This is a genomic window from Pseudarthrobacter sp. fls2-241-R2A-127, assembly GCF_030209355.1.
In the GTDB taxonomy this organism is placed as follows: Bacteria; Actinomycetota; Actinomycetes; order Actinomycetales; family Micrococcaceae; genus Arthrobacter.
Genome location: NZ_JARVSF010000011.1, coordinates 13,458 through 27,915, shown reverse-complemented (window position 1 = coordinate 27,915; position 14,458 = coordinate 13,458). Strand labels below are relative to the sequence as shown.

At 67.8% G+C, this 14,458-nt stretch carries 10 protein-coding genes; 8 read left to right on the top strand and 2 right to left on the bottom strand.

The genetic code is table 11. The features are described 5' to 3' along the window. The first annotated feature begins 55 nt into the window (after positions 1 to 55). The 7 genes from QRN53_RS08815 (at position 56) to QRN53_RS08785 (ending at position 10,194) form a co-directional block, all read left to right on the top strand. Positions 56 to 760 carry a hypothetical protein gene (locus QRN53_RS08815; RefSeq protein ID WP_285243634.1) on the top strand — a complete coding sequence of 235 codons (705 nt, stop codon included), beginning with the start codon at positions 56 to 58 and terminating at the stop codon, positions 758 to 760. Then, positions 757 to 5,202, top strand: a complete 4,446-nt coding sequence (locus QRN53_RS08810; protein WP_285243633.1) for a type VII secretion EssC family protein — start codon at positions 757 to 759, stop codon at positions 5,200 to 5,202. The genes QRN53_RS08815 and QRN53_RS08810 overlap by 4 nt, the downstream gene beginning before the upstream one ends. A gap of 122 nt (positions 5,203 to 5,324) precedes the next feature. After that, entirely contained in the window at positions 5,325 to 5,939 is a 615-nt protein-coding gene (locus QRN53_RS08805; protein ID WP_285243632.1) for a hypothetical protein, read from the top strand. A 141-nt stretch (positions 5,940 to 6,080) separates the two neighbouring features. Beyond that, positions 6,081 to 8,357 carry an NAD-dependent DNA ligase LigA gene (gene ligA / locus QRN53_RS08800; protein ID WP_285243714.1) on the top strand — a complete coding sequence of 759 codons (2,277 nt, stop codon included), beginning with the start codon at positions 6,081 to 6,083 and terminating at the stop codon, positions 8,355 to 8,357. Continuing rightward, the gene (locus QRN53_RS08795) at positions 8,354 to 9,163 is read left to right on the top strand and encodes an inositol monophosphatase family protein (RefSeq protein WP_285243631.1); all 810 of its coding nucleotides are present in this window, start codon (positions 8,354 to 8,356) and stop codon (positions 9,161 to 9,163) included. Before ligA ends, QRN53_RS08795 begins: the two co-directional genes overlap by 4 nt. 99 nt (positions 9,164 to 9,262) lie before the next feature. Beyond that, positions 9,263 to 9,766, top strand: a complete 504-nt coding sequence (locus QRN53_RS08790; RefSeq protein WP_285243630.1) for a GNAT family N-acetyltransferase — start codon at positions 9,263 to 9,265, stop codon at positions 9,764 to 9,766. Between the two features lie 47 nt (positions 9,767 to 9,813). Further along, positions 9,814 to 10,194 (top strand): RidA family protein, encoded by a 381-nt coding sequence (locus QRN53_RS08785; RefSeq protein ID WP_285243629.1) that lies wholly within the window; start codon positions 9,814 to 9,816, stop codon positions 10,192 to 10,194. Positions 10,195 to 10,203: 9 nt separating this feature from the next. Here QRN53_RS08785 and QRN53_RS08780 read toward each other — a convergent pair whose 3' ends face one another. Next, the gene (locus QRN53_RS08780) at positions 10,204 to 10,866 is read right to left on the bottom strand and encodes a response regulator (protein ID WP_285243628.1); all 663 of its coding nucleotides are present in this window, start codon (positions 10,864 to 10,866) and stop codon (positions 10,204 to 10,206) included. After that, positions 10,859 to 12,640, bottom strand: coding sequence for a sensor histidine kinase (locus QRN53_RS08775; RefSeq protein WP_285243627.1), 1,782 nt, complete (start codon positions 12,638 to 12,640; stop codon positions 10,859 to 10,861). Before QRN53_RS08775 ends, QRN53_RS08780 begins: the two co-directional genes overlap by 8 nt. A gap of 212 nt (positions 12,641 to 12,852) precedes the next feature. On the opposite strand from QRN53_RS08775, the gene QRN53_RS08770 reads away from it, so the two are divergent. Further along, entirely contained in the window at positions 12,853 to 14,322 is a 1,470-nt protein-coding gene (locus tag QRN53_RS08770) for a CitMHS family transporter (protein WP_285243626.1), read from the top strand. Positions 14,323 to 14,458: the final 136 nt, after the last annotated feature.

Sequence of the window (14,458 nt, the reverse complement as noted above, 5' to 3'; positions counted from 1 at the left end):
GCACCACCAGCATTGACGCTTACCGCAACACTTCTGCCTTGAGGAGGCACAGATCATGGGGGATCTAGCAATAGATTTCTGCGGCGAATGGTATGAGCCGTCGGATGAGGACATCTTCAATATCGGCCGCGAGGGCGATCTTGAAGTGGACGACAATCCGTACCTGCACCGGCAGTTTTTGCAGGTGGCCCGTTACGACGGGATCTGGTGGCTCAGCAATGTGGGCAGCATGCTTTCCGCCACCATCGCTGACGCTTCCGGCGGCATGCAAGCGTGGCTGTCACCCGGCGCCCGGATTCCGCTGGTGTTCAGCCACACCAACGTCATCTTCACGGCCGGGCCCACCACCTATGAGTTCGCCGTGCACCTGAAGACGCCGTCCTTCCGGCAGGAAGCACGGGAAGGCGCCAGCAGCGGAGACACCACCATCGGCCCCGTGGTCTTCACGGATGCCCAGAAAGCGCTGATCGTGGCGCTCGCCGAGCCGGTGCTCCGACGCGAAGGCACCGGCTTCAGCAGCATCCCTTCCTCAGCGGCCGCTGCCAAAACCTTGGGCTGGGCGCTGACCCGCTTCAACCGCAAACTCGACAACGTCTGCGACAAGCTGGACCGGGTGGGCGTCGTGGGGCTGCGCGGGGGCGGCGGCAAATTGGCCACCAACCGCCGCGCCCGGCTGGTGGAGCACGCCGTCACCACTCACTTGGTAACACCCGATGACCTGTACCTGCTGGAAAAGATGAGGGGCGTGGACGAAGGATGAGGATCCGCCTGACACTCCGCCGCGAGCCCGCCGACGCCAAGGACCTGGCGGTCACGGTGGACGGCCTGGCCACCGTGGCCGACATCGCCACAGTGCTGTGGGCGGCTGACCCGGACCGCAAGGGAACGCCCCCGCCGGAGAACCTTTCGCTGCGCATCGACGAAGCCTTCGTCGGGGCCGGCATCAGCGGAAACGTCCTGGCCCGCCAGGACAACCTGCTTGAATCGGGGCTGCGCCCCGGCTCGGTGGTATCGCTTGCCCAGGTCAGCGAGCAGTTCCACGAGCCCGGTGCCGGCCGCGGACCTTCCGCCGCCACCTTGCGCGTGTTGTCAGGGCCCGACGTCGGCCGCGAATTTTCGCTGCCCACCGGCACCAGCTACATCGGCCGGGACCGGGACGTCGACATCCGCCTCACGGACCCCCTCACCTCCAAAAGGCATGCCCGGATCACCGTGGCGGAGGGCATCGAGATCGTGGACACGAACTCCGCCAACGGCCTGCTGATGGACGGGTTGCCCGTCACGCGCGCAACCCTGAACTCCTCCGACACAGTGACGCTGGGGGACACGACTGTCACCGTGGTGCCGCTGGGCCACAACCATGCGGCAGCGCCGACGTCGCCCCTGGTGGACTTCAACCGTTCCCCGCGGGTGGTGCCCCGGTTCGAGGTGGCCACGCGCGTCCTGCCGGCAGGCCCCAAACGCCCGGAAGACCAGCCCTTCCCTTACATCATGCTGGTGGCGCCCCTGATGATGGGCGCGGTGATCTTCGCGGTCACGCAGAACGTGCTCTCCATGGTGTTCATGCTGATGATGCCCTTGTTCATCGTGGGCCATTACGTGGACCAGAAGATGCGGACCAGGAAGCAGCAGAAGGAACAACTCAAGCAGTTCCGGGCGTCCATGGCGGCGTTCCGGCAGGACCTGACAGAACTCCAGCAGGTGGAACGGGCTGTCCGGCTGCAGGAAACGCCGTCGGTCAGCGACACCGTGGATGCCATCTACAAGCTGGGCCCGCTGCTGTGGACCCACCGCCCGGAGCATTCCTCGTTCCTGGGCCTCCGCTTCGGGCTGGGAACCGCGCCGTCCCGCGTCCCGCTCGAGGAACCCTCCAGCAATGACACCGAAGTCCAGTACAGCCGCGAAATCCAGGACTGCATCAAACAGTTCAGCGAGATCGAAGGCGTTCCCGTGGTCTCCCAGCTGCGGACCTCCGGTGCCCTGGGCATCGCCGGTGCCCGCGGGCTGGTGGACGATGTGGCCCGCGGCATGGTCCTGCAACTGGTGGGACTGCATTCGCCGGCCGAGGTTGTCCTCACCGCCATCACCTCCGCCCAGTCGCGCGGACGCTGGGACTGGTTGCAATGGCTGCCGCACGTCGGCTCAGGCCACAGCCCACTGGGCGGGGACCACCTCGCGGCCGGCTCGGCAGGCGGGTCCTCGCTGCTGGCCCGGCTCGAAGACCTGGTGGATGCCCGCGAAGCCGCGGCCAAGCGGTCAGGTCCGGACCTGCGCCCGGGCATCGACCCCGCCAAGCACGACCTGGAAGAGCCCGTCCTGCCCGCCGTCCTGGTCATCGTGGAGGATGACGCACCCGTTGACCGCGGCCGCCTGACCCGGCTGGCCGAACAGGGACCCGATTCCGGCGTCCATGTCCTGTGGGTGGCCACCGACATCCAGGCGCTCCCGGCCGCGTGCAGGGACTTCATGGTGGTGGACGGCGACCACGGCACCACCACCGGACAGGTGCGCCTGGGCAGGCACACCTACCCCGTCAGCTGCGAGAGCGTGGACGCGGAGCTTGCGGCCCAGCTCGCCCGGATGCTGGCTCCTGTGGTGGATGTGGGCAAGCCGGTGAACGACGACTCCGACCTGCCGCGGGCCGTCTCCTACGCGACCCTGATCGGCAAGGATTTCCTGGACAACCCGCAGGCCGTGGCCGAGCGCTGGACGGAAAACAATTCCGTGCACGCCACCGCCGTGGCAAACCGCAAGGACAACGGCACCCTCCGCGCCCTCGTGGGCTCAAAAGGCATCGAACCGCTCTACCTCGACCTGAAGAATGAGGGCCCGCACGCCCTGGTGGGTGGCACCACCGGTGCAGGCAAGTCCGAGTTCCTCCAGTCCTGGGTGATGGGCATGGCCGCCGCCTACAGCCCCGACCGGGTCAGCTTCCTGTTCGTCGACTACAAGGGCGGCGCCGCGTTCGCGGACTGCATCAACCTGCCGCACACGGTGGGACTGGTGACGGACCTTTCCCCGCACCTGGTGCGCCGGGCCCTGACGTCCCTGCGCGCCGAACTCCACTACCGGGAACAACTGTTGAACCGGAAGAAAGCCAAGGACCTGCTGGCGCTGCAACGGGAAGCGGACCCGGACGCGCCGCCGTACCTGATCATCATCGTGGACGAGTTCGCCGCCCTGGCCAACGAGGTTCCCGAGTTTGTGGACGGCGTGGTGGACGTGGCCGCCCGTGGCCGGTCCCTGGGCCTGCACCTCATCCTTGCCACCCAGCGGCCGGCCGGTGTCATCAAGGACAACCTCCGAGCCAATACCAACCTTCGCGTGGCCCTGCGCATGGCCGACGAGGAGGACGCCACCGACATCCTCGGCGTCCCGGACGCAGCCTATTTCGATCCCGCCATCCCCGGCCGCGGCGCCGCCAAGACCGGCCCGGGCCGGATCCAGGGGTTCCAGACCGGGTACGCCGGCGGCTGGACCACGGACAAGCCGCAGCGGCCACAGATCGACATCGTTGAGATGGCTTTCGGGTCCGGTCCCAGCTGGGAACCACCCGCCCCGGACAAGCCCGTCGTCCAGGAACCGGCCGGCCCCAACGACATTGCACGGATGACGTCCACGATCGTGCATGCGGCGGACACGCTGGACATCAGGCCGCCGCGCAAGCCGTGGCTGGATGAGCTGGCCAAGACCTACGACTTCTCCAAGCTCCCCAACCCCCGCACGGACGAACAGCTGCTGCTGGGCGTTGCCGACGACCCCGTCCACCAGGACCAGCCCACCGTGTTCTACGAACCGGACCGGGACGGCAACATGGCCATTTACGGCACGGGCGGCTCCGGCAAGTCGGCCGCACTGCGGGGCATCGCGATCGCCGCCGCCGTCACTCCGCGCGGCGGGCCGGTCCACGTGTACGGCATCGATTGCGGTTCCGCCGGGCTGCGGATGCTCGAGGAGCTTCCGCACGTCGGTGAAATCATCAATGGCGACGACGTCGAACGCGTGGGGCGCCTGCTGCGGCTCCTGCGGGACATCGCCGAGCTGCGGGCAGCGCAGTTCGCCGAGGTCCGGGCGTCCACCATCGTCGAATACCGGAAGCTGGCCAACCGGCCGGACGAAAAACGGATTTTCGTGCTGGTGGACGGCATGTCGGCGTTCCGCGACGCGTACGAACACAGCAAGCTCTCCGGGCTGTGGGACATCTTCCTCCAGCTGGCCACCGACGGCCGCACCCTGGGCATCCACCTGGTGGTGACGGGCGACCGGCCCAACGCCGTGCCCGCCTCCCTGCTGGCCTCGATCCAGCGCAGGCTGGTCCTGCGCCTGTCTTCCGAGGACGACTACATCTCCCTGGACGTGCCCAGGGACGTCCTCACCGCCACCTCGCCCCCCGGACGCGGGCTGCTTGACGGGCTCGAAGTCCAGTTGGCAGTCCTGGGCGGCAACTCGAACCTCGCGCTGCAGGCCCGCGAAGTCCACAAGCTCAGCGAAGCCATGCAGCGCCAGGGCCTGGACACCGCCCCCGGAATCGAACGGCTCCCGGACCAGGTGGACCTGGACGTCCTGCCTGCCGGCAGCCCGGACCTGCCCGTTATCGGCGTGGACGACGAATCGCTGCAGCCGGCTGAGGTCATGGCGCGCGGCCCGCTGCTGTTGGCCGGCCCGCCCGGTGCGGGCCGGACCGTTGCGCTGGTCACCCTGGCCTACGCGCTGCGCCGCTCCAACCCCGCCACCGAGCTGATCTACCTCGGCTCCCGCCGCTCCGCCGTCGCCTCCCTGCCCATCTGGAACCGCTCCGTGGTGGGGCCGGACGACCTCGCCGAGGTGGTGGAGGACCTGGTGGAGCACTCCACCGGCAATCCCGGATCGGTGGCCATCTTCATCGAAGGCCTCACCGAGTTCACCGACACCATCGCGGAATCCGGCGTCGCGCAGCTGGTCACGGCGTCCCTGAAGGCAGACCAGTGGGTGATCGGCGAGTCCGAGTCTTCCACCTGGTCCTCGGCCTGGCAGTTGGCCCAGCCCTTCAAGTCCGGCCGAAGGGGACTGCTGCTCAACCCGGGGGACATCGAGGGCGACAGCCTGCTCAACACGTCCTTGGGCCGGGTCAGCCCCGACTTCATTCCCGGCCGCGGCTACGTGGTGGGACGCGGCAAGGCACGGAAAATCCAGGTGGCACTGCCGCCTGAAAACCGGGACTGATCAGCCCGGATATTTGCGGGGCCGCCACAGCCGCGGATTTGCGGCCCCGCAGGGCGCTGTAGAAGACTACCGGGGACACCAGAAAGCCGCGGTGGGGGGACTGCGCGCAGCGAAAGGTAGCAATGGCCCCGTCCGCACCGGTTCTCCGCACTGTTTCGACGACGGCAACAGCAGCTGTCATGGCCCTGGCCTTCGGCATCTTCCCGGCCGGTCCGGCGGCCGCCGCCACCGCCCAGCCCTCACCCACCCAGGCCTCGGGGACCCAAACCTGCGGGCTGCTCTGCCTGCCCGTTCTGGCGAGCAGCCAGGACACCAGCCAAAACGGCCGGCCGCGCAAGTCCAAGGACCCCGTACCGGCACCAACCCAGCCGGCACCTCCCGCCGGAGACGCGCCGGTCCAGCCGCAACAGCCGGCCGGCCCCCCGGCCAGCACCGCACCACCGGCCGACGCTCCCGCCGTGCCCGGAGATACGGGGGCAGCCCCCGGCGACGCCGCAACCGCAGCCCCATCCGCTGATGCCGGTTACCGCCCGCCCACCGGTCCCTCCAGCGGGCAGGACTGGAACAGCCCGGTCACCCGGTCCGCGGCGCCCACCCAGCTTGCTGCCGTTTCCCCTGCCCGGGGCGAGGGCCCCGGCGGCCCGGCGCTCCTGCCGATCGTCCTGGGAACAGTGATGTTGGCCTTGGCAGCCGGCGCCTTCACCTGGTGGAACTGCAACCGGCTCCGCTCGCACTGACGCCGGCTCCGTGGCGTACGGCCCGCGCCGTGCCGGCCTGCCAAGGAAATCGTCGGAGGGGTAGGGCAAGATAGGTCTGTGAGTACAGGACCCGCAGAAAAGACCGCCACCCGGACCGCGGCCCCCCACGAGCCTGAGGCCATCCCCACCGAAGCGCTCCGCGAGGAATACGAGAACCTCGCCGATCTGGTGCGGAAGTACCGGTTCGCCTACTACCAGGAAGACGAGCCCTTGGTGTCGGATGCAGAGTTCGACACCCTCTTCCGCCGCCTCGAAGAGATTGAGGCACTGCACCCGGAACTGGTGGCCAACGACTCGCCGACCCAGGAAGTGGGCGGCGAAGTTTCCGCCGCGTTCGCCCCCGTGGAGCACCTGCAGCGGATGTACAGCCTGGAGGACGTCTTCTCGCTGGAGGAACTCGAAGCCTGGCTCAACCGCGCTGAGGCAAGTATCGCGAAGATCGGTGACGGCGGAACCCAGGCCGCGTGGCTGACCGAACTCAAGATCGACGGCCTCGCCGTCAATCTCCTGTACCGGGACGGAAAACTGGTGCGCGCGGGCACCCGCGGCGACGGTACCACCGGCGAGGACATCACCCACAACCTGCTCACCATCAAGGAAATCCCGCAGGAACTGCACGGCAGCGGCTTTCCCGCCGAGATGGAAATCCGCGGCGAGGTCTTCATTCCCTCCAAGGCGTTCGCCGAATTCAACGAGGCCCTGATCGAAGCCGGCAAGGCCCCGCTGGCGAACCCCCGCAACGCCGCGGCGGGTTCACTGCGCCAGAAAGATCCTGCCGAGACAGCCAAGCGGCCCTTGAAGATGTTCGTGCACGGCATCGGCGCCCGCGAGGGGCTGGAGGCCCGCAGCCAGTCGGAAACCTACCAGCAGCTCAAAGAATGGGGCCTGCCTGTCAGCCCCTACTTCGAGGTGCTGGCGGCCCGCGACGACGTCCTGGGCTTCATCCGGCGGTACGGGGACCAGCGCCACACGCTCCTCCATGAAATCGACGGCATCGTCATCAAGGTGGACGACTTCGCCACCCAGCGAGCCTTGGGCAACACCACCCGCGTTCCCCGCTGGGCCGTTGCCTACAAGTACCCGCCCGAAGAAGTCCACACCAAGCTTCTGGACATCCAGGTCAATGTGGGCCGCACAGGGCGCGTGACGCCTTTCGGCGTGATGGAGCCGGTCAAGGTGGCGGGATCCACCGTGGAGATGGCCACCCTGCACAACCAGGACGTGGTCAAAGCCAAGGGCGTCAAGATCGGCGACATCGTGGTCCTGCGGAAGGCCGGCGACGTCATCCCCGAAATCGTCGGCCCGGTCCTCGCCTTGCGCGACCAGCAGGATCCGCCGGTCCGGGACTTCGTGATGCCCGCCGAATGCCCCTCCTGCGGCACGCCCCTTGCCCCGGCCAAGGAAGGGGACGTGGATCTCCGCTGCCCCAATTCCAAGTCCTGCCCGTCCCAGCTTCGCGAGCGGGTGTTCCATGTGGCCGGCAGGGGGGCGTTCGACATTGAGGCCCTGGGCTGGGAAGCGGCCATCGCCCTGACCCAGCCGGCTGAACCCGAGGTGCCGCCGCTGATGTCCGAAGCACGGCTGTTCGACCTCACCCCCGAGGACCTGGCCGAGGTCCGGATCCGGCGCGAGAAAAAGTCGAAGGGCGTCCCCACCGGCGAGTTCGAGCTGGTGCCGTACTTCTACAGCAAGGGCACGGCAAAGTCGCCTTCCAAGCCCACCGCCAACACCCAGAAACTCTTCAAGGAACTGGAAAAGGCCAAGACCCAGCCCCTGTGGCGGGTCCTGGTGGCCCTGTCCATCCGGCATGTCGGCCCCCGGGCGTCACGGGCCCTGGCCCAGGCCTTCGGCACCATGGACCGCATCCGGGCGGCCAGCGAGGAGGAACTCGCCCACGTTGACGGCGTGGGACCCACCATCGCCGCCGCGCTCAAGGAGTGGTTCGCCGAGGACTGGCACGTGGAGATCGTTGACAGTTGGGCGGCCGCGGGGGTGCGCATGGAGGACGAACGCGACGAGTCCATGCCGCGGACCCTTGAAGGCCTCACCGTGGTGGTGACGGGCTCGCTGCCCAACTTCAGCCGCGACGAAGCCAAGGAAGCCATCCTGCTGCGCGGCGGCAAGGCCGCGGGATCCGTGTCCAAGAACACCAGCTACGTGGTGGCCGGCGAAAGCGCAGGGAGCAAGCTGGACAAGGCGGAACAGCTGGGGATCCGGGTCCTGGACGAAGACGGATTCCGGCAGTTGCTCGACGGCGGCCCGGCAGCCCTTGGCGACGCCGCGGACAAAGAAACCAGCGACAAAGAAACCAGCGACAAAGAGACCACCGACGAAGGCGGCACCGGTAAAGCTGGCCACAACACGCTCGACGACACCACTGCGGAGGAAAGCGCATGACGTCCCCATCCGAACTGCTGGAGGTGGCCAAACAGGCCGCCGCGGCAGGGGCAAAGGTCTTGTCCGGCCGGGACGGCAACGCCCTGGATCCAAGCAACAAGGGTGCCGCCGGGGACTGGGTCACTGCCTTCGACCTGGCCGCGGAAGACGCCGTGCGCCGCGTCATCACCGCCGCCCGTCCCGGCGACACCATCACCGGCGAGGAGCAGGGAACCACCCGCCCCGCCGAACCCACGGGGTACCGCTGGTCCATCGATCCTCTGGACGGCACCACCAACTTCATCCGCAACATCGTCTACTACGCCACCTCCGTGGCAGTGGCCGATGCCGACGGCGTCTGGCAGGCCGGCGTCGTCAACGCCCCGGCCCTGGGACGGGTGTACTACGCCTCCCGCGGCCAGGGTGCGTGGCTGGAGGAACGTGGAACGCTCACCCGGCTTGAAGGGCCTGTCTCCGGGCGCACGGGGCAGATCCTCGCCACCGGGTTCAGCTACGAGCCGGCCGTACGATCCGAGCAGGCGGCCGCGTTCGCCGCCCTGATGGACGGCTTTGCCGACGTCCGGCGGCTCGGGTCCGCCGCCCTTGACCTGTGCATGGTGGCGGACGGAACCCACGACGCCTACGGCGAACGCGGGCTGAACGAGCACGACTTCTCGGCCGGCGCGCTGATCGCCGAAGAAGCCGGGTGCTGGGTGCGCCGGCCGCGCCTGGCCAGTCCGCTCGACGGCGGTCCCTCCGACGACGAACGCCTGGACGCCTGGACCTGCGCCGCCGGGCTTGAGTTGTCCGGGAAGTTTCCGCTCTGAGCTGGAGCCGTGACGCTTAAGGCGGCCCGTTCTGATAGTTCGATCACGGAAAGACCGGTTTGGGCGCGCGGGCACCCCAACCGCCACTAGCATTGACGGGTGCAGCCGCAGCTAACCATCCGTCCCGCCGTCGAGGCCGACTTCAGCGACGTCGCCCGCATCACCGGCGACTCCTACCTTGCCGCAGGGTATTTCGACGACGCCGCCCACCCGTACATGGTCAAGATCATGGATGTGGCAGAGCGCGCGGAACAGGCCACCACCTGGGTGGCCGAACGGGAGGGGACCGTCATCGGTTCGGTCACCCTGGCACTCGCCGGCGAACCGTACGCGGACATTGCCCTGCCGGACGAACTGGAATTCCGGATGCTGGTGGTGGACCCTGCCGTCCAGCGCAGCGGTGCCGGCCGCGCCATGGTGGAAGCCATCATTGGCTACGCCAGGACCTTGCCGGGCATCCGCGCGGTGGCGCTGACCACGGGGAAGGACTGGGAAAGCGCGCACGGCCTGTACCGCAGGACGGGCTTCCACCGGGTGCCCGAACGGGACTGGTTCGTTCCCGGAACCGACACAAAACTGCTGGTTTACCGGCGCGACCTGTAGCGGCCCTACAGTGGTGGCGACCCATTCCAGCTTTGAAAGGCCCACCCATGCGTAAAACCTTCGGCACCGGCTCCGTCTGGGAACAGACCCTCGGTTACTCCCGCGCCGTCCAGGTGGACAACACCCTCTACATCTCGGCCACCGCCGCCAGCGGCGAAGACGGCATCGTGGGGGACGACTTCTACACCCAGACCCAGTACATCCTGCAGAAACTCGGCAAGGTCCTGGCCGACGCCGGCTTCGCCTACGAGGACGTGGTGCAGTCCAAGCTGTACCTGACGGACATCAGCAAGTGGGAGGAAGCAGGCAAGGCCCACGGCGAAGTGTTTGGCGAAATCCGCCCTACCCTGTCCCTGGTGCACGTACTGCCGTTCCTTGACCCGAACATGCTGGTCGAGATCGAACTCGTCGCCCAGAAGAGCGCGTAGTTTCCTGCCCTAACGCACCGGCAGGCCGTAGCGGTGTTCCGGCCTGCCGGTGGTGCCGTAGCGCAGCTGGATGTCCACCGCGCCGTCGTCGGCCAGTGAGGACAGGTAGCGCTGCGCGGTGGCGCGGGAGACTCCCACCCGGGCTGCCACCTCGGCAGCGGAATATTGCTCGCCCGGCGCCAGTGATTCCAGCACGGCCGCCTCGGTCGCCGAGCGGGGTTTCGACGACGACGTGACGTCCCCCGGGATCAGCGAACGTTTTGCGCGCTCCACTGCCTCCTGGTCAAGGGCCCCGGCCTGCCCCAGGAGGCGCCGGTACCTGGCATAGGAGCGAAGCTGCTGGGACAACGACTCAGCCGTGAAGGGCTTGAGCAGGTACCCCAAAGCGCCCCGGCGGAACGCCGCCCGGACCGACGCAGGATCGGAAGCGGCGCTGAGGATGACCGTGTCCACATCCAGCTGCTGCAGCAGGTCCAGACCCGATGCGTCCGGAAGGTACACGTCCAAAAGCACCAGGTCAGGCCGCAGGCTGTGGATAGCCTGCAGGGCGAGCGACGCCGTGCCAACCGGTGCCAGGGCCAGGAACCCGGCCACCGAGTCCACGTAGGCTGCATGCAGCTTGGCCACATGGAAGTCGTCGTCCACGATCAGGACCCGAAAATCATCAGCCATGGGTATCCTTTCCGGCTGTCCCCAAGGTCTTTGCAGCAGGGTTTCCCGCCGTCGTCTGCGGAAGGATGGCCATGAACACGGCGCCCGGCCCACCCCTGGATCCGCCGTCCAGCACCTTCACATCGCCGCCGCGCCGGCGTGCCAGCTGCCGGGCCAGGGCCAGGCCGAAGCCCTGCCCGCCAGCGGCACGGACCGGACCGGCGGCGGTGGTGAAACCCTCGGCGAACACGCTTTCGGGATCGGTTCCTTCCGCCAGCCCGTCACCGGAGTCCGCCACCACGATGTGCAGCGTCCCGCCGTCCTCGTCCGGCTCATCCAGCACCTCGAGCTCAACCCAACGGTCGGTCGAGGACCCGGCCACGGCGGCATTGACGGCGTTGTCGATCAGGTTCCCCAGCACCGTGGTCACATCCTGGGCCTCCGTGACCTGGCCGCGGACCAGGGTTTCGGGCCCGATGCGGAGGGCGACACCGCGTTCGTCCGCTTCCACGCCCTTGGCCCCCACAAACGCCTGCAGGTAGGGATCCTGGAGCAGTTCGGCCTGGTCCACCGGGAACTTCAGCGGACCGGTGGCGGCCAGCCCGGCCAGATAGTCCCGAGCCTCCTGGTGCTGCCCGATCCCCAGGAAACCGGCCAGGGTATGCAGCTGGTTGGCGAATTCGTGGCGTTGGGCGCGCAGCGCGGTGGACATGGTGCCCACGGCATCGAGTTGCCGGGTGAGCTCCTGCAGCTCGGTACGGTCGCGGAGCATGATCACCCAGCCCAGATCCTCCCGTCGGTGCAGCGCCTTGCGCGCATTCACCACCAGGACCCGGCCGCCGGCCACCAGTTCCAGGGCATCCTGGCCTGCACTTCCGGTACCCGGGGCCGGAACTGCAGCACTGGTACCCGGGGCCGGAACTACTGCACCGGTTGCCGGCCGGGTCAGCGACTTCAGCTGCGCCGGCACCGGTGCGTCCTCCCAGCGCGTCCCGGACAGGTCGGGCAATCCGAGCAGGCGCTGCGCTGCGGCGTTGAACACGCTGACCCGGCCGTCGGCACTGACGCCTATGACGCCGTCGTCCACGCCCTGCAACACCGCCACCTGGTCGTGCACCAGGGTGCTGATCTCCTCCGGTTCCAGGCCCAGGGTGAGCCGCTGGAGGCGGCGGCGCAGCAGGAAGGATCCCAGCACCCCGGCCAGCAGTGCCCCGGCGGCAGTCAGGGCCACCGGGCCGATGTCGCGGCCCACGCTTTGGGCCACGGTTTCCATGGAGTAGCCCACGCTCACCTCACCCACCACCGTGGCGGTGCCGGGCGCATAGACGGGGACTTTCGCCCCTGCGGAAGGGCCCAGCGTTCCGGTGTTCCGGGTGGTGATTTCCTGCCCGGACAAGGCCTCGGAGGGGTCTGTGCTCACCTTTTCGCCGAGCCGCTGCGGATCCGGGTGGGCCAGGCGGATACCGGTTTCGTCCGTGATCACCACAAACAGCGCACCGGTCCTGGTCCGTGCCGCCTCTGCGGAGGCCTGCAGCGGGCCTGCCAGGAGTTGGGCGGGCGGGGGAGTGCCGGGCTGTTCACTGATGGCCAGCACATCCGCCCTGACCTCCGGATCGGATGCGACGGTCCGGGCCAGCGTCAGCGCCTGGTCCTCCGCATCGCTTCCCACCCGGTCGTATGTCAGCCAGGCATGCACCGCGGCGCTCAGGAGAACCACCAGGAGCACGACGGCTACCTGCAGCAGGAGCGTCTGGGTGGAAAAGCGCAGCGGCTGCCGGGGCGCGGGACGCTGCATTCATCCTCCTTGACGGGCGTGGCGTGACGGGTATGGCTCTACGGTAACGGCTGCCGGCAAGCACCGAAACAGCGTGAGCACAATGAGCAAAATGCTCCCAATAAGCAGTATGCCAATCAATTGAGCCAAAGGCACCGCCGTGACGGACGCCACCCTACAGTCTGTAGCACGCGTCACACCGCTGTGCCGCTGTTCACAAGAAGGAGCCGGCTGTGCTGGTAATACTTGGATTCGCCATGATCGCGGTTTTCATGGTGCTGATCATGACGAAGAAGTTGACGCCAGTGCTGGCGTTGATCATTGTCCCCACCGTTTTTGGCCTCTTTGCCGGCGCCGGCCTGGGCATTGGAACCATGGTCATGGACTCCATGAAGTCCATGACCTCCACCGCCGCCCTGCTGATGTTCGCCATCATCTACTTCGGCCTGATGATCGACGTCGGGCTCTTTGACCCGCTGGTGAAGTTCATCCTCCGCAAGCTGGGCAACGACCCCGCCAAGGTTGTCCTGGGTACCGCCATCCTCGCGGCCGCCGTCTCCCTGGACGGCGACGGGTCCACCACGTTCATCCTCACCACCGCGGCCATGCTGCCCGTCTACCTGCGCCTGAAGATGAGCCCCGTGGTCCTCACCTGCGTGGCTGGCCTGGCCAACGGCACCATGAACATCCTGCCCTGGGGCGGCCCCACCGCCCGCGCCGCCACCGCCCTGAAGATCGACGTCAACGACGTCTTCGTCCCCATGATCCCGTCCCTCGTGGCCGGCCTGGTCGTCGTCTTCGCCTTCTCCTGGCTCCTCGGCCTGCAGGAGCGCAACCGCCTCCGTGCCACCGCCCCCGAAATCTGGGGCGTGCCCGGGACAGCAGAAGAGTTCGACGGCGGCGCTTCCGCCGGTGCCTCCGGAACCGGCCCGTCCGGCACCGGCCGCAAGGGAAACACCCCGGCCCCGTCCGGCGCGGCTCCCTCCGGTGGTTCGGTCGCCGTACTGGAACGCACCGAAGCCCTGGTGGACGACAACGACTCCGCCATGGCCGACACTGCCCTGGATCCCAACCGCAGCACCCTGCGTCCCAAGCTGTTCTGGTTCAACCTTGCCCTGACCGTCGCTGTCATGGTGGTCCTCGTGGCCAACATCATCCCGCTGCCGTTCGTGTTCATGGTGGGCGCCGCTATCGCCCTGCTGGTCAACTTCCCCAAGGTCAAGGACCAGGGCGCCCAGCTCATTGCGCACGCACCCTCGATCGTCGCCGTGGTCAGCATGGTCATGGCCGCCGCAGTCCTCACCGGCGTCCTCAAGGGCACCGGCATGGTCGAGGCAATGTCCGCCTGGCTGGTCCAGATCATCCCCACCTCCATGGGTCCGTTCATGGCCGTCATCACCGGCGTGCTCAGCATCCCCATGACGTTCTTCATGAGCAACGACGCGTTCTACTTCGGCGTCCTGCCCGTCCTCAGCGAAACGGCCGCGCACTACGGCGTCGGCGCCGCGGACATGGCCCGGGCCTCCATCACCGGCCAGCCGTTCCACCTGCAGAGCCCGCTGGTTCCGGCCATCCTCCTCCTGGTCTCGCTGGCCAAGGTGGACCTGGGCGACCACCACAAGAAAGTCCTGTGGCGCACCGCAGTCATCTCCCTGGTCATGCTTGGCGTCGGGATGCTGACCGGAGCCATCGGAATCGGCTAGTCTGTAGCTGCCTGTGCTCCTGTCCCCGAGGCAGGGCCTGGCTCGAAGGTGCCCGTCTGACGCCCGCTGGGGGATGTCAGACGGGCATCGGCGTTTCCCCACTAGACTGGATCGGAAAACAATTCGAACTTTGCAG